The following is a 16,902-nucleotide window of genomic DNA, read 5'->3' as shown; positions in this document are numbered from 1 at the left end:
CGGAAGGAGGCCGAGCCCCTGAGCCGCAGTCGCGCACACGCCCCCGCACGGGCGCCGGTGCGACGACGGGGTCCGCACAGCGGCCCCCTCTGCCCAGATCTCCGGCATCTCGTCCCCTCCCCCCAGTCACCCGCCTGACCGCTGTCGCGACCCGATCCGCGCGGCCCCACCGTGGCATCGCCCCTGGCCTGCCGACGGTTGCGTCCGCGTGCTCACAGGCACACCGGCGAACGCGTTTCGCCCGGTATCGCCCCGCGCACAGCACCCCGCACGACAGGTCGGCCCTGACCGGCCCACGAGGGCACCTGTACTGGCCCGCATCCCCGAGCCGACGATCGAATGGAGACCGAGCATGCCCAAGCTGTTGAGATGGTGTCGGTGGCAATCAGCCACGTTCATGGCCACCCTCGCCGCCTCCCTCGCGGTGGTGACCGGCGCGAGCGTGGCCCTCGCGAGCGCCACGACCGGCAGCGCGGCGGCCTCCACCTCGAACTCGGTCAACGCCACCACGGCCAGCACCACGACCTCCGGCATCGCCCCGGCCATCTCCTGCGCCGACATCGCGTCCAAGGACCTGGCCGCCGCCGTCCCCGGGGTGCCCTTCGAGATCAGCTCCGCCACCGAGCTGGCCGCGAGCGCCAACACGCTCGGCAACTGGGCCGCCTGTGACGTGAAGGGCGTGATCGCCCCGCAGATCCACTTCGAGATCAAGCTGCCCCAGAGCGGCTGGCAGGCGGGCTACCTCCAGGTCGGCTGCGGCGGTCTCTGCGGCAACACGAACGTGACCAGCGCCCCGGCCTCCGCCGGCTGTGTCCCGCTGACCAGCGGCGCCTTCGCGGTCGCCTCCAGCGACGAGGGCCACTACCAGGGCGGCGGGCTCTTCTCCACCGACCCGACGCTGCGCGCCGACTTCGGCTACAAGTCCGACCACCTGCTCGTCCAGGCGGCCAAGGCGATCATCAAGACGTACTACGGGCAGGCCCCGGACCACTCGTACTTCGACGGCTGCTCGCAGGGCGGCCACCAGGCCCTGACCGAGGCCCAGCGCTACCCGACCGACTTCGACGGCATCATCGCCGGCGCCCCGGCCAACAACTTCACCGCGCTGAACACCTTCTCGCACGCCTGGACCGCCCAGTCCGTCTACCTCAACGGCGGTACGGCCACCATCACCAACGCCGACCTGGCTGACATCCACAAGGCCGTGCTCAAGGGCTGTGACGCACCCGCGGACGGCATCATCGCCGACCCACTGGCCTGCGACTGGGACCCGGCCACCATCGAGTGCAAGGCCGGCCAGACCTCGACGTCCGACGCCTACTGCCTGACGGCCGACCAGGTCACCACCCTGCGCCGGATCTACGCCGGCCCGACCGACGAGAACGGCCAGCTGCTGTACCCGGGTTACCAGCTGCGCGGCTCCGAGCTGAACTGGGCCGGGATCATCACGCCGGCCACCGCCACCGCCAACTCCGGTGACATCAGCTTCGTCCGCGAGACCCTGCGCTACCAGATCTTCGACAGCCCGCAGCCGGCCCTGACGTACAAGGACGTCAAGTTCACCGCGGCCTACTACAAGAAGGTCATGGAGCCCAACGAGGGCATGTACGACGCCACGGACCCCGACCTGTCGGCGTTCAAGAAGGCCGGCGGCAAGCTGATCCTCTGGCACGGCCTGGGTGACCAGCACATCCCGGCGGTCGGCACCATGGCGTACTACAAGGCCGTGAAGAAGGTCATGGGCGGCGAGACGGCGACCAAGAGCTTCGCGCGGCTGTTCCTGCTCCCGGGTGTCGCGCACTGCGGCGGCGGCCAGGGCCCGAACACCTTCGACGCGCTGACCGCGATGACCGACTGGGTCACCAAGGGCGAGGCCCCGAGCAGCCTGACGACCACCTCGGTCGACAGCACCGGCAAGGTCACCTCCACCCGCCCGGTCTACCCGTTCCCGTACTACGCCAAGAACACCACGGGCGGCTCGGCGGACGACGCGAGCAGCTACACCGCCGTCAAGTCCACCGCCGAGGCGAACCTGAAGCTGGACTGGCTGGGTTCCTTCCGCTCGGGCTACGAGACGGTCGGCAACTGGGTCGGCGGCAAGTGGGTGGTGAGCAAGGGCAAGGCCTGATCAGCCAGGGACACATCGACCGGTCCGCACCACTGCGGGTGCGGACCGGCACTCCGGCGGTCCGGCGTGCCGCCGCAGACCGCCCGCCGGGCCGTCAGGTCTGGTCGGAGCGCAGCCAGTCCCTGCAGTAGTTCAGCTCGGTGCTGCCCTCGAAGGTGGCGACCTCGATGCCGACGTCGTACATGCCGGCGGAGTAGGTGGCCGTGGTGCTCAAGGTCAGACTCTTGTCGTACCCGTCGTAGTTGTGGTGCCACGGCCAGGGGGTGACCACCCCGCCGCCGTCGTTCTTAGCGATCAGGCGGATGGCCACGTGGTGGCTGTCCGCCTTGGCGTCGTACACGGACAGGATGACGTCGAGGCTCGTCGCACCGCTGCCCCAGCCGTTGATCGTGCCGGCGCCCGACGCCGACGACGTGTCGCAGTACAGCGTGTACGAAGTCGCCGACGCCGGCCCGGCCGACATCCCCACCGTCAGCGCCGCCCCCGCGACCGCGACCGCGAGCCCCTTCTTGTATCTGCCCATGATTCCCTCCCGATGTTCAATGATCCGTCAACTCAGCCTGGGACCGAGCGTGTTGATCGGAACACTAAGGAGAGAAGCGGGTGATCCACAACGGATATGGATCATCACTCGCAGGTGACACATGCCCTGCCCGCAACATATTGATCACCCCGGCGCATCCCGCCCCCTGGACAGGAGGTGAGGTTAGGCTAACCTATCTTCGAACTTGTCCGGCGGGCGTTCCTGCCCCGTGCCGAAAGCAGCCACACACATGTCCAACGCCCGTGCCACCCACCTCACCCGTCGCGGCATCCTCGCCGCGGGCGGCGCCCTCGGCCTCGGCGCCGTCCTCGCCGCCTGTGGCGACGACGACGGCACGAAAAGCGGTGGCTCGGACTCGACGAAGGCCGCCGACGCCAAGTCCGGTCCCTGGACGTTCAAGGACGACCGCGGCACCACGGTGAAGCTGGACAAGATCCCGGCCGACATCGTCGCGTTCACCGGTGTCGCCGCCGCGCTCTTCGACTACGGCATCGAGGTCAAGGGCGTCTTCGGCCCGACCAAGACCAAGGACGGCAAGGCCGATGTCCAGGCCGGCGACATGGACATCAGCAAGCTGACGATCCTCGGCAACGAGTGGGGCCAGTTCAACATCGAGAAGTACGCGGCCCTCGCGCCCGACGTGCTGATCTCCACGATGTTCGACGACGCGGGCACCCTCTGGTACGTCCCCGAGGAGTCCAAGGCCAAGATCGTCAAGCTCGCCCCGACCGTCGGCATCTCCGTCTACGACCGCCAGATGCCCCAGTCGCTGGAGCGCATGTACGCGCTCGCCGAGTCGCTGGGCGCCGACGTGAAGTCCGCCCAGATCGTCGAGGCGAAGAAGAAGTTCGAGACGGCCGCCGAGCGGCTGCGCAAGGCCGCCAAGGCCCGCCCGGAGATCAAGGTGCTCGCCGGTTCCGCGAGCCAGGACATCTTCTACGTCTCCGGCTCCAACCTCTCCATCGACCTGGAGTACTTCAAGGCGCTCGGCGTGAACATCATCGAGCCCTCCGCCAAGGCCCTGAAGGCCAGCGGTGGTTGGTTCGAGAACCTGAGCTGGGAGAACGTCGACAAGTACCCGGCCGACATCATCATCATGGACGACCGCAGCGCGACCATCCAGCCGGCCGACATCACCGAGGCCACCTGGAAGAAGCTGCCCGCCGTCAAGGCCGGCCAGGTCATCGCCCGCTCCCCCGAGCCGATCGTGTCGTACGACAAGTGCACCCCGCTCCTCGACAACCTCGCCGAGGCGATCGAGAACGCCAAGAAGGTCGCCTGACGCCCCCCTGCCGTGAATCCCTGACGACAACTCAGGAGCACTCATGACGACGGCCGTAGCCGCCCCGTTCCGTTTCTTCTCCCTCCAGGTCGTACGGACGAGGCGGCTCGGCCCGTCTCTGGTCCGGGTGACCTTCACGGGCTCCGATCTCCAGGCGTTCCACTCGAACGGCCGCGATCAGAGCCTCTCCCTCTTCCTGCCGCACCCCGGCCAGACCGAGCCGGCCATCCCCTACGAGCTGGGCGACGGCTGGTGGCAGGGCTGGCGTGAACTCCCCGACGACGTACGGGCGGTGATGCGCTCGTACACCCTGCGCGCACTGCGCCGCGACCCCGACGAGATCGACATCGACTTCGCGCTGCACGGCGTGCAGCCGGGGGCGGCGACGCCCGCGGGGCCCGCGTCCGCGTGGGCGTCCCGGGCGGCCGCGGGCGACCGTGTCGTGCTGCTCGGCCCGGCGATCGAGGACAACCGGGCGATCCGCTTCCGCCCGCCCGAGGACACCGACCTGATCGTCATCTGGGGCGACGAGACAGCCGTCCCCGCCGCCTCGGCCATCCTCGAGTCCCTGCCGGCGAGCGCCCGCGTCCGCGCCTGGCTGGAGGTCCATCACGCCGGTGACATCCAGGACTTGGCGACCGAGGCCGACGCCGAGATCACGTGGCTCGTACGGAGCGACGTCCCCCACAGCCTTAAGGGCGTGGGAGGTGCCCCCACCCCCATGGCCGTCGATGTCGTGCGGGCCGCCCACCTTCCGCCCGCCGAAGCGCCGTACGCCTGGATCGCGGGCGAGTCCGGCCAGGTGAAGGAGTTGCGCCGCCATCTCGTGCGCGAGCGCGCCATCGACCGCCGGAGGGTCACCTTCGTGGGCTACTGGCGGCGCGGGCTGAGCGAGGAGCAACTGCGGGAGCAGGGCGAGTAGTTCGAGGGTCTGCGGCGCTTCTCGCGTAGTTCAAACAGAGGCGTACGTCACTGAAGACACAGGTGGGGCGGGGTCGCACGATCGAGTTAGGTTAGGCTAACCTAAGTTGAACGTCGCGACCCCGCCCCTCGCCTGTCCCGCTCGGACTCTCCCCCCGCACGGAGGACCCCCACATGCGCTCGCACCTGCTCAATGACACCACCGCGGACCGGTACCGCCGTTCCGTGACGGAAGGAGTCGAGCGGGTGGCGGCCAAACTCGCCACCACCGACCGTCCGTTCACCGGCGTCACGGTCGACGCCCTCGCTCCCCGTATCGAGCAGATCGACCTGGACCGGCCGCTGCACGACACCACGGCGGTCCTCGACGAGCTGGAAGAGGTCTACCTCCGGGACGCGATCTACTTCCACCACCCGCGCTACCTCGCCCACCTCAACTGCCCGGTCGTCATCCCGGCCGTGCTCGGCGAGGCCGTCCTCTCCGCCGTCAACTCCTCGCTGGACACCTGGGACCAGTCGGCCGGCGGCACCCTCATCGAGCGCAAGCTCATCGACTGGACCAACGAGCGCATCGGCCTCGGCCCGGCCGCCGACGGCGTGTTCACCTCCGGCGGCTCGCAGTCCAACCTCCAGGCGCTGCTGCTGGCCCGCGAGGAGGCCAAGTCCAATGACCTCGCCAAACTGCGTATCTTCGCCTCCGAGGTCAGCCACTTCAGCGTCAAGAAGTCGGCCAAACTCCTCGGCCTGAGCGCGGACTCCGTCGTCTCGATCCCCGTCGACCACGACAAGCGCATGCAGACGGTCGCGCTCGCCCACGAGCTGGACCGCTGCAAGCGCGACGGCCTCGTCCCCATGGCCGTCGTCGCGACCGCCGGCACCACCGACTTCGGCTCCATCGACCCGCTGCCCGAAATCGCCGAGCTGTGCGCCCAGTTCGGCACCTGGATGCACGTGGACGCGGCCTACGGCTGCGGGCTGCTCGCCTCGCTGAAGAACCGGGACCGCATCGACGGCATCGAGCGCGCCGACTCCGTCACCGTCGATTACCACAAGTCCTTCTTCCAGCCGGTGAGTTCGTCCGCCGTGCTGGTCCGGGACGCCTCGACGCTGCGCCACGCGACCTATCACGCGGAGTACCTGAACCCCCGCCGTATGGTCCAGGAGCGCATCCCCAACCAGGTCGACAAGTCCCTGCAGACCACCCGCCGCTTCGACGCGCTCAAGCTGTGGATGACGCTGCGCGTGATGGGCGCCGACGGCATCGGCGAACTCTTCGACGAGGTCTGCGACCTGGCGGAGGAGGGCTGGAAGGTCCTCGCGGCCGACCCCCGCTACGACGTCGTCGTACAGCCGTCGCTGTCCACCCTCGTCTTCCGCTACATCCCGGCGGCCGTCACCGACCCGTCCGAGATGGACCGCGCCAACCTGTATGCCCGCAAGGCCATCTTCGCCTCCGGCGACGCGGTCGTGGCGGGCACCAAGGTCGGCGGTCGCCACTACCTGAAGTTCACGTTGCTCAACCCCGAGACCACGGTGGACGACATCACCGCCGTACTCGATCTGATCGCCGGCCACGCCGAGCAGTACCTGGGAGAATCCCTTGACCGCGCTTCCTGAATCCAGCAGCCACGTCCACGACTTCGTGGGGATCGGCCTCGGCCCGTTCAACCTGGGCCTCGCCTGCCTCACCGAGCCGATCGTCGAACTGGACTATGTCTTCCTGGAGTCCAAGCCGGACTTCGAGTGGCACTCCGGGATGTTCCTGGAGGGCGCCCACCTCCAGACCCCGTTCATGTCGGACCTGGTCACGCTCGCCGACCCGACGTCCCCGTACTCCTTCCTCAACTACCTGAAGGAATCGGGCCGTCTGTACTCGTTCTACATCCGCGAGAACTTCTACCCGCTGCGGGTCGAGTACGACGACTACTGCCGCTGGGCCGCGTCGAAACTCAGCAGCGTCCGGTTCAGCACGACGGTCGCGGAAGTGACGTACGAGAACGAGGTGTACGTCGTACGGACGGAAGCCGGTGACGTGTACCGCGCCCGGAACCTGGTCCTCGGCACCGGCACCCCGCCGTACATCCCGGAGTCCTGTGCGGAGCTCGGCGGCGACTTCATCCACAACTCCCGCTATATGAAGCACAAGCAGGAACTGCAGGGTAAAGAGTCGATCACCCTTGTCGGCAGCGGGCAGTCCGCCGCCGAGATCTACTACGACCTGCTCAGCGAGATCGACGTCCACGGCTACCGGCTGAACTGGGTCACCCGCTCCCCGCGCTTCTTCCCGCTGGAGTACACCAAACTCACGCTGGAGATGACCTCCCCGGAGTACATCGACTACTTCCACGCGCTGCCCGAACCGACCCGCTACCGCCTCCAGTCGGAGCAGAAGGGCCTGTTCAAGGGAATCGACGGCGAGCTGATCGACGCGATCTTCGACCTGCTCTACCAGAAGAACCTCGGCGGCCCGGTCCCCACCCGGCTGCTCACCAACTCCTCGCTGAACAGCGCGCGTCACGAGAACGGCACGTACACCCTGGGCCTGCGCCAGGAGGAGCAGGGCAAGGACTACGAGCTGCGCTCCGAGGGCCTGATCCTCGCCACCGGCTACAAGTACGCCGAGCCCGGGTTCCTGGCGCCCGTCCGCGACCGGCTGCGTTACGACACGCACGGCAACTTCGACGTGGCCCGCAACTACGCCATCGACACGACGGGGCGCGGGATCTTCCTGCAGAACGCCGGCGTCCACACCCACTCGATCACCTCGCCGGACCTCGGCATGGGCGCGTACCGCAACGCGTCCATCATCCGTGAGCTGCTCGGCACCGAGTACTACCCCGTCGAGAAGTCGATCGCGTTCCAGGAGTTCGCCATATGAGCACGACCACCGACCTGGGCACCTTCACCGTCCGCCCGCTCGACCCGACCGAGGACGCCGAGCTGCTGCACGGCTGGGTGACACACCCCAAGGCCGCCTTCTGGATGATGCAGGAGGCGAAACTGCACGACGTGGAGCGCGAGTACATGGCCATCGCGGCCAGCGAGTACCACGACGCGTTCCTCGGGCTGCGCGACGGCGAACCCGCGTTCCTGATGGAGCGCTACGACCCGGCGCACGTCGAGCTCGCCGGCCTGTACGAGCCGGAGCCCGGCGACGTCGGCATGCACTTCCTGGTCGCGCCGAGCGACACACCCGTGCACGGCTTCACCCGGGCCGTGATCACCGCCGTGATGGAGCACCTGTTCGCCGACCCGGCGACCGCGCGGGTCGTCGTCGAACCCGACGTCCGCAACACGGCGGTGCACGCCCTCAACGAAGCCGTCGGCTTTGTACCCGAGCGCGAGATCCAGAAGCCGGAGAAGCAGGCGCTGCTGAGCTTCTGCACCCGCGAGCAGTTCCGGAAGGCGGTGGCCGCATGAGCCTCTCCGACAGCGTGGCCCACCTCTCCCCCGAGCGCTGGGCCCGCGCCAACCGCCTTCTCGTCCGCAAGGCGCTCGCCGAGTTCGCCCACGAGCGGCTGATCACGCCGACGCGTCTCCCGGACGGCCGTTACGAGGTCCGCGGCGACGACGGTCTGACCCGCTACCGCTTCACCGCCGTGGTGCGCTCCCTCGACCACTGGGAGGTCGACGCCGAGTCGATCACCCGGCACCGCGACGGGACCGAACTCCCGCTCGCCGCCCTGGACTTCTTCATCGAGCTGAAGAATTCGCTCGGCCTGAGCGACGAGGTCCTGCCGGTCTACCTGGAGGAGATCTCCTCCACCCTCTCCGGCACCTGCTTCAAGCTCACCAAGCCGCAGATCCCGGTCGCCGAACTCGTCAGAAGCGGCTTCCAGGCCATCGAGACCGGGATGACCGAGGGCCACCCCTGTTTCGTCGCCAACAACGGGCGGCTCGGCTTCGGAGTGCACGAGTACCTCTCGTACGCCCCCGAGACCGCGAGCCCGGTCCGCCTGGTCTGGCTGGCCGCGCACCGCTCGCGGGCCGCCTTCACAGCGGGTGTGGGCATCGAGTACGAGTCGTTCGTGCGCGAGGAGCTGGGCCAGGAGACGATCGAGCGGTTCGCGGCGACGCTGGAGGACCAGGGCCTGGACCCCGAGGAGTACCTCCTCATCCCCGTCCACCCCTGGCAGTGGTGGAACAAGCTCTCCGTGACCTTCGCCGCCGAGGTCGCCCAGCGCCACCTCGTCTGCCTCGGCGAGGGCGACGACGAGTACCTGGCCCAGCAGTCGATCCGGACGTTCTTCAACAAGAGCGCACCCAAGAAGCACTACGTGAAGACCGCCCTGTCGGTCCTCAACATGGGCTTCATGCGCGGCCTTTCCGCCGCCTACATGGAGGCGACCCCGGCGATCAACGACTGGCTTGCCCAACTCGTCGAGAACGACCCGGTCCTGAAGTCCACCGGCCTGTCGGTCATCCGCGAGCGCGCCGCCGTCGGCTACCGCCACCTGGAGTACGAGGCCGCCACGGACCGCTACTCGCCGTACCGGAAAATGCTCGCCGCCCTGTGGCGCGAGAGCCCGGTGTCCTCGCTCCAGGAGGGCGAGACCCTGGCGACCATGGCGTCCCTCGTGCACGTCGACCACGAGGGCGCGTCGTTCGCGGGCGCACTGATCGAGCAGTCGGGGCTGACCCCGGTGGAGTGGCTGCGCGGCTATCTGCGCGCCTACTTCACCCCGCTGCTGCACAGCTTCTACGCGTACGACCTCGTCTACATGCCGCACGGCGAGAACGTCATCCTGGTCCTCAAGGACGGCGCCGTACAGCGCGCGATCTACAAGGACATCGCCGAGGAGATCGCGGTCATGGACCCGCAGGCGGTGCTGCCGCCCACGGTCGAGCGGATCAGGGTCGAAGTCCCCGAGGACAAGAAGCTGCTGTCCATCTTCACGGACGTCTTCGACTGCTTCTTCCGCTTCCTGGCCGCCAATCTGGCGAGCGAGGGCATCCTCGACGAGGACGACTTCTGGCGGACGGTCGCCGAGGCGGTGCGCGCGTACCAGGACACGACGCCCGAACTCGCCGACAAATTCCAGCAGTACGACATGTTCGCGCCGGAGTTCGCGCTGTCCTGCCTCAACCGCCTCCAGCTGCGCGACAACAAGCAGATGGTGGACCTCGCCGACCCGTCGGGAGCCCTCCAGCTCGTGGGCACGCTGAAGAACCCGATCGCGGCCTGACCGGCACAGACTGCCGGGCCCGGGGGACGGTCCCCCCGGGCCCGGACCCATCTGCCGGCCAGTTCGCCGAGCACCCCAACCACCCAGTCTCCGCACGTCACTTGAGGTCCACAGCCACCTCACAGGCAACCCCACTAGCGTCCAACCCTCCTGTGCACGCGTACGGGCCGAGGTGTCCACCACATGAGCGCGGGCGTCCGGGAGTTGGGGATTCCGGGCGCCCGCTCCTGCATGCCTACGCGGCGGGCCAGGGCACCTGGGGCGACTTGTAGTAGCCGATCCCCAGCGCGTCCCAGCGCGGCCCCTGTGCCGCGAGCCGCACCTTGTACGTGTCCCAGTCGTGCGTCGACGCGGGCGACCAGCCGAGCTCGGCCACGCCGGGCAGCCTCGGGAAGGCCATGTAGTCGATGTCCGCGCCGGTGACGATGGTCTCCGTCCACAGCGGCGCCTCGACCCCGCGGATCGCCGAACTCGGGGCTCCGGGAAGGTAGGTGCCCGGGTCCCAGTCGTACGCCCGCTTCACCTCGACCAGACCGGCCCAGTCCTGCCCGAGCGGGGTGTCGGCGGTGTACTTCATGTCGAGGTAGACCCGGTCGGCGGGCGACAGCACGAGCCCCGTCCCGTTCCGCGCGGCCTTCGCGACCTGCGCCTTCTCCTCGGCACTGGTGTCGTCGAGCCCCCAGTACTGCGCGATGGCGCCCTTCGCCGGAGTGGCCCCGGTCAGCTGGTGCCAGCCGACGACGGTCTTCCCGTACTTGGCGACGATCGGCTGCACCTTGTCCATGAAGGTCACGTAGTCGGCGTGGCTGGTGGAGTGGGCCTCGTCCCCGCCGATGTGGAGGTACTTGCCGGGCGTGATCGCGGCGAGCTCGCGGATCACGTCGTCCACGAAGTCGTACGTCACCGGCTTCGCCACGCACAGCGAGCTGAAGCCGACGTCCGTGCCGGTGTAGAGCGGCGGCGCGACCCCGTCGCAGTTCAGCTGCGCGTACGAGGCGAGGGCGGCGTTGGTGTGCCCGGGCATGTCGATCTCCGGGACGACCTCCAGGTAGCGCGAGGCGGCGTACCGGACGATCTCCTGGTAGTCCGCCTTGGTGTAGGAGCCGCCGGTGCCGCCGCCCACCTGCGTCGAGCCGCCGTATGCGGCCAGCCTCGGCCAGGAGTCGATCGCGATGCGCCAGCCCTGGTCGTCGCTCAGGTGCAGATGCAGCTTGTTGACCTTGTAGAGGGCCAACTCGTCGATGTAGCGCTTGACTTGGCCGACGCTGAAGAAGTGCCGGGAGACGTCGAGCATCGCGCCGCGGTAGCCGTAGCGCGGGCTGTCCTCGATGGTGCCGCCCGCGACGAGCCAGGGTCCGGGCTGTACGGAGTTCTTCTCGACGGCGGCGGGCAGCAGCTGGCGCAGGGTCTGGACGCCGTGGAAGAGCCCGGCGGGCTTGGCGGCGCTGATGGTGACACCACCCCGGCCGCTGTCCAGGCGGTAGGCCTCCCCGCCCAATCCCTTCGCGCCGAGCCGGAGTTGGATACCGCCCCCGCCGTGCGAGGTGACCGGCAGCCGGTAGCCGGTGGAGGGCCGCAGGATGTCCGCGAGGTACTCGCCGACGCGGCGGGCGCCTGGCGAGTCGTCGACACGGATGCGGGTGTCGCCGGTGATGCGGTACGCGGAGCCGCCGGGATGGACAGAGGCGGGGGCCGGGACGACCTGCCCCAGCGGGGCAGCGGTCTTCGCGGCGGCGGTGGGAGCCGCGCCGACGACGGAGATACCGGCAGCCGCCACAAGCAACAGCGTACCGAGAAGGCGGGGCGTTCTGTGCTGTCTCACATGCGCTCCCTTCGAGGGCCCTGCACCTGGGGGGTGGACCCGAATTGGTAAAGACCACTCTCCCGCAGAGCCGGTGAAACAATCCCCCTCATGGCGGAAATCATCCAGAGAGACGGCACGTGGGCCTTCGACGGCGACGCCCTGCGGATGACCCCTGGCCGGAACAAGAACGTCAGCCCGCTCCGCACGATGCTGGGCGAACTGACCGTCCCGCTCGGCGCGTTGGCGGGCATCTCCTTCGAGCAGGGCAGGAAGACCGGGCGCCTCAGGCTCCGGCTGCGCGACGGCGCCGACCCGCTGCTCCAGGCGACCGCCGGCAAGCTCGCGGAGCCGAACGACCCGTACCAGCTCACCGTCGAGTCCGACCGCTACGGCGTCGCCGAGTACATGGTGGACGAGATCCGCAACGCGCTGCTCCTCGACCAGGTGCCCTCCGGCCCGGTCGACAGCTACCTGCTCCCCGGCCCCTCGGTACCGCTGTCCGCCTCCGCCGGGGACGGCACGGCGAGCTTCGACGGCGAACACGTACGCCTGGAATGGAACTGGAAGACGGAGGACGCCAAGTCCGCCGCGGGCGCCCGCACCCTGGCCCTCACCGACATCACCGCCGTCGAGTGGCACCCCGCGATCGGCCTGGAGAACGGCTCCCTGCGCTTCACGGTACGCGGCGCGGAAACCAAGGCCCCACCGAAGTACGACCCCAACTCCGTCGAGCTGTGGGGCTTCAGGAAGGACCCGCTGATGGCGCTCGTCGCGGCGGCGGTGCAGGCGAGGCTCCCGCATCCGACGGCAGCTCCAGAAAAGACGCCGGTGAAGGAGCAGCCCCCAACCATCACCCCGGAGGCCGACCACGACGCCCTGCTCCGCCGCCTCCGCGAACTCGGCGACCTCCATAAGTCCGGCATCCTGACGGACGACGAGTTCGCCTTGGCCAAGCAGGCGGTCCTCAAACGAATGTAGAGGACCGCCTCCAGATCAACATGCCCCGCCTTCTAGACACGCGATCAGCCAAGCGCCGGGCTCATTTAGGGGCGCGGGGCTGTGACATTTGCGGCTCCGCCGCGTGGGCGCGGGCAACCCCCACCGGCCGACAGCTAACGCACCCGCCGAGCCACGGTAAACCGGTCAACCTCAACCCCGGTCTCAGCGATCCCCCGCACAGTCAACGTGGCCATCCGCCCCTTCACCGCGGGCGCGACATCCACCCGCAGGAACGAGTAGTTGAGATACCGCACCCGAGACCACGCCACCGTCTCGTTCTGCTTCCCGTCCTTCTGGTTGATGAAGGAGGCCACGGACTCGACCTCGTTCTCGTTCCCCTCGTACGACTGCGGCGCGGTGAACGCGTACAGGCTCCGCCCGGCGGCCCCCGCCGTCACGTACACAACGCCCTCGGTCTCCGGGTACGCCGTACCCCCGATCGGCAGCTTCTTGATGACCGCGTCGCCCTTGATGACGTCGGTCCGCTCGTACTGGTGGTTGTGACCGTTGATGACCAGGTCCACCGTGTACTTCTCGAACAGCGGCACCCACTCCTGTCGCACGCCCCCCTCCGAGGCGTGCGCCGTGGAGGTGCAGTACGCGCAGTGGTGGAAGAAGATCACGATGAAGTCGACGTCCTTGGACGCCCGGAACTTCTTGAGCTGCCCCTCCAGCCAGGTGGTCTGGGTGCCGCCGGAGATGCCCAGGTTCGCCGGGATCTCGAAGGAGATGTCGTTGGCGTCCAGCGAGATGACCGCCGTGTTGCCGTAGACGAAGGAGTACACGCCGGGCAGGTTCGCCTTGTCGGGCCCGTTGTCCGGCAGCGTCCAGCGGGCTTCCTCGCCGCCGTAGCCGTTGGGCGAGTACCAGGCCTCCATGTCGTGGTTGCCGTACGCCGGCATCCACGGGACGGACTTGGCGACCGTCTCGGTCTGGGCGAGGAACTGGTCCCAGATGCGCGAGTCGAAGCCGGTGTCCGCGACCTTGCCCGCGCCGGACGGGTCCGCGTACGCGATGTCGCCGGCGTGCAGGTGGAAGGCCGGGTTCTGGCCGAGCAGCAGGGCGTCGTTGGCGAGGCCGTGGTAGCCGACGCCCTCGTCGCCGAAGGCCGTGAAGGTGAACGGCTCGGCGCTCGCGGGCGCGGTGGTGAAGGTGCCCAGGGTGCCGAGGAGGTGGGGCGCGGCCGGGTCGAAGCCCGCGTGGCCGACGCCGTAGTAGTACGTCTTGCCGGGGCGCAGGTGGGTGAGCTTGGCGTGCAGGTAGTACTGCGTGTGGTCGGCGCTGACGCCGACACCGGCCGGGGTGTACAGCGCCCGGACCTCGGCCTCGATCTTGCGGGAGAGGTCCCAGGGGTGGGCGCCGATGCGTATGTACGGCTTCTTCACGGCGGTCGGCACCTGCCAGGAGACCGTGACCTCGGTGCGCGGGTCGTTGCCGAAGGCCAGGTGGCGGCCGAAGGGGGCGACGAGCGCGCCGTCGACCGTCTCGGTCGAGGAGGCGGTGGCCTGCGTCGGGACCGCGGCCTGTGCGACGGCGCCCGGCACGAAGGCGCCGCCCGCGACGGCGCCGATGGTCACGGCCCCGCCTCTGATCATGTTGCGCCGGGAGAACTTGGCGCGGAGGAATTCGTGCTGCTCGGCCATGCTCATGCGCTCGGCGAGCTTCTCCGGTACGCCCATGCGTGGAGTGTCCATGGTCACAGAAGTTGCTCCCGGCAATCGACGCGGCACAAGACACAGGATGGACAGCTTGCAAACAGCCCCCCATAAGAGGTTCAACAGCCGCTTGCCCGATATCGGGCAGGATTCTTGCGAATCACTCGCCGGTACCCCAGGATCAACGGGTGCACGACGAACTTGTTGATCATCTGACGCGGTCCACGCCCCTGAACCGGGGCGAGGCGCTGCGGGTGATCCAGGACGTGCTCGCCTACTTCGACGAGACGACCGAGGAGTACGTCCGTCGCCGCCATCGCGAGCTCCAGGCCCAGGGCATGGTGAACGCGACGATCTTCGAACGGATCGAGGCGGACCTGAAATACCGCGCGGTCGCGCCGCCGGAGCTCACGCTCAGGCAGCTGCGCCGCATCGTTTACGGCTGAGGGACTGGGACTTTACCTATATGTGCGGAATCGTCGGATACATCGGCAAGCGTGATGTGGCTCCCCTGCTGCTCGAAGGCCTGCAGCGCCTGGAGTACCGCGGCTACGACTCGGCGGGCATCGTCGTCACGACCCCCAAGTCGGCCGGCCTGAAGATGGTCAAGGCCAAGGGCCGGGTCCGTGACCTGGAGGCCAAGGTCCCCGCGCGCTTCAAGGGCACCACCGGCATCGCCCACACCCGCTGGGCCACCCACGGCGCCCCCTCCGACGTGAACGCCCACCCGCACATGTCGGCCGACAACAAGGTCGCGATCGTCCACAACGGGATCATCGACAACGCCTCCGACCTGCGCAAGAAGCTGGAGGCCGACGGCGTCGAGTTCCTCTCCGAGACCGACACCGAGGTCCTCACCCACCTCATCGCCCGCTCCCAGGCCGAGACCCTGGAGGAGAAGGTCCGCCAGGCGCTGCGCGTGATCGAGGGCACCTACGGCATCGCCGTGATGCACGCCGACTTCCCCGACCGCATCGTGGTGGCCCGAAACGGCTCCCCGGTCGTCCTCGGCATCGGCGAGAAGGAGATGTTCGTCGCCTCGGACATCGCTGCCCTGGTCACCCACACCCGCCAGATAGTGACCCTGGACGACGGCGAGATGGCCACCCTCAAGGCCGACGACTTCCGCACGTACACCACCGAGGGCACCCGTACGACGGCCGAGCCGACCACCGTGGAGTGGGAGGCGGCGTCGTACGACATGGGCGGCCACGACACGTACATGCACAAGGAGATCCACGAGCAGGCCGACGCCGTGGACCGCGTGCTGCGCGGCCGCATCGACGACAGGTTCTCGACGGTCCACCTCGGCGGCCTGAACCTGGACGCCCGCGAGGCGCGCCAGATCCGCCGCGTGAAGATCCTCGGCTGCGGCACCTCGTACCACGCGGGCATGATCGGCGCCCAGATGATCGAGGAGCTGGCCCGCATCCCCGCGGACGCCGAGCCGGCCTCCGAGTTCCGCTACCGCAACGCGGTCGTCGACCCCGACACCCTGTACGTGGCCGTGTCCCAGTCCGGTGAGACGTACGACGTACTGGCCGCCGTCCAGGAGCTGAAGCGCAAGGGCGCGCGGGTGCTGGGCGTGGTCAATGTCGTCGGCTCGGCGATCGCCCGCGAGGCGGACGGCGGCATGTACGTCCACGCGGGCCCCGAGGTCTGCGTCGTCTCGACGAAGTGCTTCACCAACACCACCGTCGCGTTCGCGCTGCTCGCGCTGCACCTCGGCCGTACCCGTGACCTGTCGGTCCGCGACGGCAAGCGGATCATCGAGGGCCTGCGCAAGCTGCCCGCGCAGATCTCCGAGATCCTGGAGCAGGAGGACGAGATCAAGAAGCTGGCCGCGGAGTACGCCGAGGCCCGCTCGATGCTCTTCATCGGCCGCGTACGGGGCTACCCGGTGGCCCGTGAGGCCTCCCTGAAGCTCAAGGAGGTCTCGTACATCCACGCCGAGGCCTACCCCGCCTCCGAGCTCAAGCACGGCCCGCTGGCCCTCATCGAGCCCGCCCTGCCCACGGTCGCGATCGTCCCCGACGACGACCTCCTGGAGAAGAACCGCGCCGCCCTGGAGGAGATCAAGGCCCGCAGCGGCAAGATCCTCGCGGTCGCCCACCAGCACCAGGAGAAGGCCGACCAGACGATCGTCGTCCCGAAGAACGAGGACGAACTGGACCCCATCCTCATGGGCATCCCCCTCCAACTCCTCGCCTACCACACGGCATTGGCCCTGGGCCGGGACATCGACAAGCCGCGCAACCTCGCCAAGTCGGTAACGGTGGAGTAGTGAAGCGTCCCTGAAGGGGCAGCGCCCCTTCAGGGACGCGGGGAACTGCGCGAGCAACCCCCACCGGCCCGCACAGGCCGGACAACGGGACGGACCCCC

At 68.7% G+C, this 16,902-nt stretch carries 13 protein-coding genes; 10 read left to right on the top strand and 3 right to left on the bottom strand.

The features are described 5' to 3' along the window. The first annotated feature begins 397 nt into the window (after nucleotides 1-397). Nucleotides 398-2,128, top strand: a complete 1,731-nt coding sequence (locus OIC96_RS30575) for a tannase/feruloyl esterase family alpha/beta hydrolase (RefSeq protein ID WP_330304768.1) — start codon at nucleotides 398-400, stop codon at nucleotides 2,126-2,128. 94 nt (nucleotides 2,129-2,222) lie between these two features. On the opposite strand, the gene OIC96_RS30570 is transcribed toward OIC96_RS30575, so the two are convergent. Further along, entirely contained in the window at nucleotides 2,223-2,651 is a 429-nt protein-coding gene (locus OIC96_RS30570) for a hypothetical protein (protein WP_330304769.1), read from the bottom strand. A 250-nt stretch (nucleotides 2,652-2,901) separates the two neighbouring features. On the opposite strand from OIC96_RS30570, the gene OIC96_RS30565 reads away from it, so the two are divergent. The 6 genes from OIC96_RS30565 (at nucleotide 2,902) to OIC96_RS30540 (ending at nucleotide 10,061) form a co-directional block, all read left to right on the top strand. Continuing rightward, nucleotides 2,902-3,954, top strand: a complete 1,053-nt coding sequence (locus OIC96_RS30565) for an ABC transporter substrate-binding protein (protein WP_330304770.1) — start codon at nucleotides 2,902-2,904, stop codon at nucleotides 3,952-3,954. Between the two features lie 43 nt (nucleotides 3,955-3,997). After that, on the top strand, nucleotides 3,998-4,876 hold the full coding sequence (locus OIC96_RS30560) for a siderophore-interacting protein (RefSeq protein WP_330304771.1): 879 nt from the start codon (nucleotides 3,998-4,000) through the stop codon (nucleotides 4,874-4,876). A 173-nt stretch (nucleotides 4,877-5,049) separates the two neighbouring features. Continuing rightward, nucleotides 5,050-6,492, top strand: coding sequence for a lysine decarboxylase DesA (gene desA, locus OIC96_RS30555; RefSeq protein ID WP_330304772.1), 1,443 nt, complete (start codon nucleotides 5,050-5,052; stop codon nucleotides 6,490-6,492). Further along, nucleotides 6,476-7,753 carry a lysine N(6)-hydroxylase/L-ornithine N(5)-oxygenase family protein gene (locus OIC96_RS30550; RefSeq protein WP_330304773.1) on the top strand — a complete coding sequence of 426 codons (1,278 nt, stop codon included), beginning with the start codon at nucleotides 6,476-6,478 and terminating at the stop codon, nucleotides 7,751-7,753. Before desA ends, OIC96_RS30550 begins: the two co-directional genes overlap by 17 nt. Continuing rightward, nucleotides 7,750-8,295, top strand: coding sequence for a GNAT family N-acetyltransferase (locus tag OIC96_RS30545; RefSeq protein ID WP_330304774.1), 546 nt, complete (start codon nucleotides 7,750-7,752; stop codon nucleotides 8,293-8,295). Before OIC96_RS30550 ends, OIC96_RS30545 begins: the two co-directional genes overlap by 4 nt. Further along, nucleotides 8,292-10,061, top strand: coding sequence for an IucA/IucC family protein (locus OIC96_RS30540; RefSeq protein WP_330304775.1), 1,770 nt, complete (start codon nucleotides 8,292-8,294; stop codon nucleotides 10,059-10,061). The genes OIC96_RS30545 and OIC96_RS30540 overlap by 4 nt, the downstream gene beginning before the upstream one ends. 235 nt (nucleotides 10,062-10,296) lie before the next feature. On the opposite strand, the gene OIC96_RS30535 is transcribed toward OIC96_RS30540, so the two are convergent. Next, nucleotides 10,297-11,883 carry a beta-N-acetylhexosaminidase gene (locus OIC96_RS30535; protein ID WP_330304776.1) on the bottom strand — a complete coding sequence of 529 codons (1,587 nt, stop codon included), beginning with the start codon at nucleotides 11,881-11,883 and terminating at the stop codon, nucleotides 10,297-10,299. A gap of 90 nt (nucleotides 11,884-11,973) precedes the next feature. Between OIC96_RS30535 and OIC96_RS30530 the strand changes: the two genes are divergently transcribed. After that, a complete protein-coding gene (locus tag OIC96_RS30530; protein ID WP_330304777.1) occupies nucleotides 11,974-12,843 on the top strand; it encodes a DUF4429 domain-containing protein in 870 nt (289 codons plus the stop codon). A gap of 134 nt (nucleotides 12,844-12,977) precedes the next feature. Here OIC96_RS30530 and OIC96_RS30525 read toward each other — a convergent pair whose 3' ends face one another. Further along, nucleotides 12,978-14,543 carry a purple acid phosphatase family protein gene (locus OIC96_RS30525; protein ID WP_330304778.1) on the bottom strand — a complete coding sequence of 522 codons (1,566 nt, stop codon included), beginning with the start codon at nucleotides 14,541-14,543 and terminating at the stop codon, nucleotides 12,978-12,980. Nucleotides 14,544-14,707: 164 nt separating this feature from the next. On the opposite strand from OIC96_RS30525, the gene OIC96_RS30520 reads away from it, so the two are divergent. Together OIC96_RS30520 and glmS are read left to right on the top strand one after the other, a co-directional pair. Next, nucleotides 14,708-14,965 carry a hypothetical protein gene (locus OIC96_RS30520; RefSeq protein ID WP_330304779.1) on the top strand — a complete coding sequence of 86 codons (258 nt, stop codon included), beginning with the start codon at nucleotides 14,708-14,710 and terminating at the stop codon, nucleotides 14,963-14,965. Nucleotides 14,966-14,985: 20 nt separating this feature from the next. After that, nucleotides 14,986-16,803: a glutamine--fructose-6-phosphate transaminase (isomerizing) gene (glmS, locus tag OIC96_RS30515; protein ID WP_327428923.1), complete on the top strand. Its 1,818-nt coding sequence runs from the start codon at nucleotides 14,986-14,988 to the stop codon at nucleotides 16,801-16,803. Nucleotides 16,804-16,902: the final 99 nt, after the last annotated feature.

The organism is Streptomyces sp. NBC_00775, from assembly GCF_036347135.1.
In the GTDB taxonomy this organism is placed as follows: Bacteria; Actinomycetota; Actinomycetes; order Streptomycetales; family Streptomycetaceae; genus Streptomyces; species Streptomyces lutosisoli.
Note: the sequence above shows the minus strand (reverse complement) of the source record. Positions and strands in the feature narration are given on the sequence as shown.

Coding starts and splice junctions, on each gene's coding strand:
- glmS (WP_327428923.1), top strand. CDS start 14,986: ATGTGCGGAATCGTCGGATACATCGGCAAGCGTGATGTGGCTCCCCTG.
- desA (WP_330304772.1), top strand. CDS start 5,050: ATGCGCTCGCACCTGCTCAATGACACCACCGCGGACCGGTACCGCCGT.
- OIC96_RS30540 (WP_330304775.1), top strand. CDS start 8,292: ATGAGCCTCTCCGACAGCGTGGCCCACCTCTCCCCCGAGCGCTGGGCC.
- OIC96_RS30545 (WP_330304774.1), top strand. CDS start 7,750: ATGAGCACGACCACCGACCTGGGCACCTTCACCGTCCGCCCGCTCGAC.
- OIC96_RS30525 (WP_330304778.1), bottom strand. CDS start 14,543: ATGGGCGTACCGGAGAAGCTCGCCGAGCGCATGAGCATGGCCGAGCAG.
- OIC96_RS30565 (WP_330304770.1), top strand. CDS start 2,902: ATGTCCAACGCCCGTGCCACCCACCTCACCCGTCGCGGCATCCTCGCC.
- OIC96_RS30530 (WP_330304777.1), top strand. CDS start 11,974: ATGGCGGAAATCATCCAGAGAGACGGCACGTGGGCCTTCGACGGCGAC.
- OIC96_RS30575 (WP_330304768.1), top strand. CDS start 398: ATGGCCACCCTCGCCGCCTCCCTCGCGGTGGTGACCGGCGCGAGCGTG.
- OIC96_RS30560 (WP_330304771.1), top strand. CDS start 3,998: ATGACGACGGCCGTAGCCGCCCCGTTCCGTTTCTTCTCCCTCCAGGTC.
- OIC96_RS30570 (WP_330304769.1), bottom strand. CDS start 2,651: ATGGGCAGATACAAGAAGGGGCTCGCGGTCGCGGTCGCGGGGGCGGCG.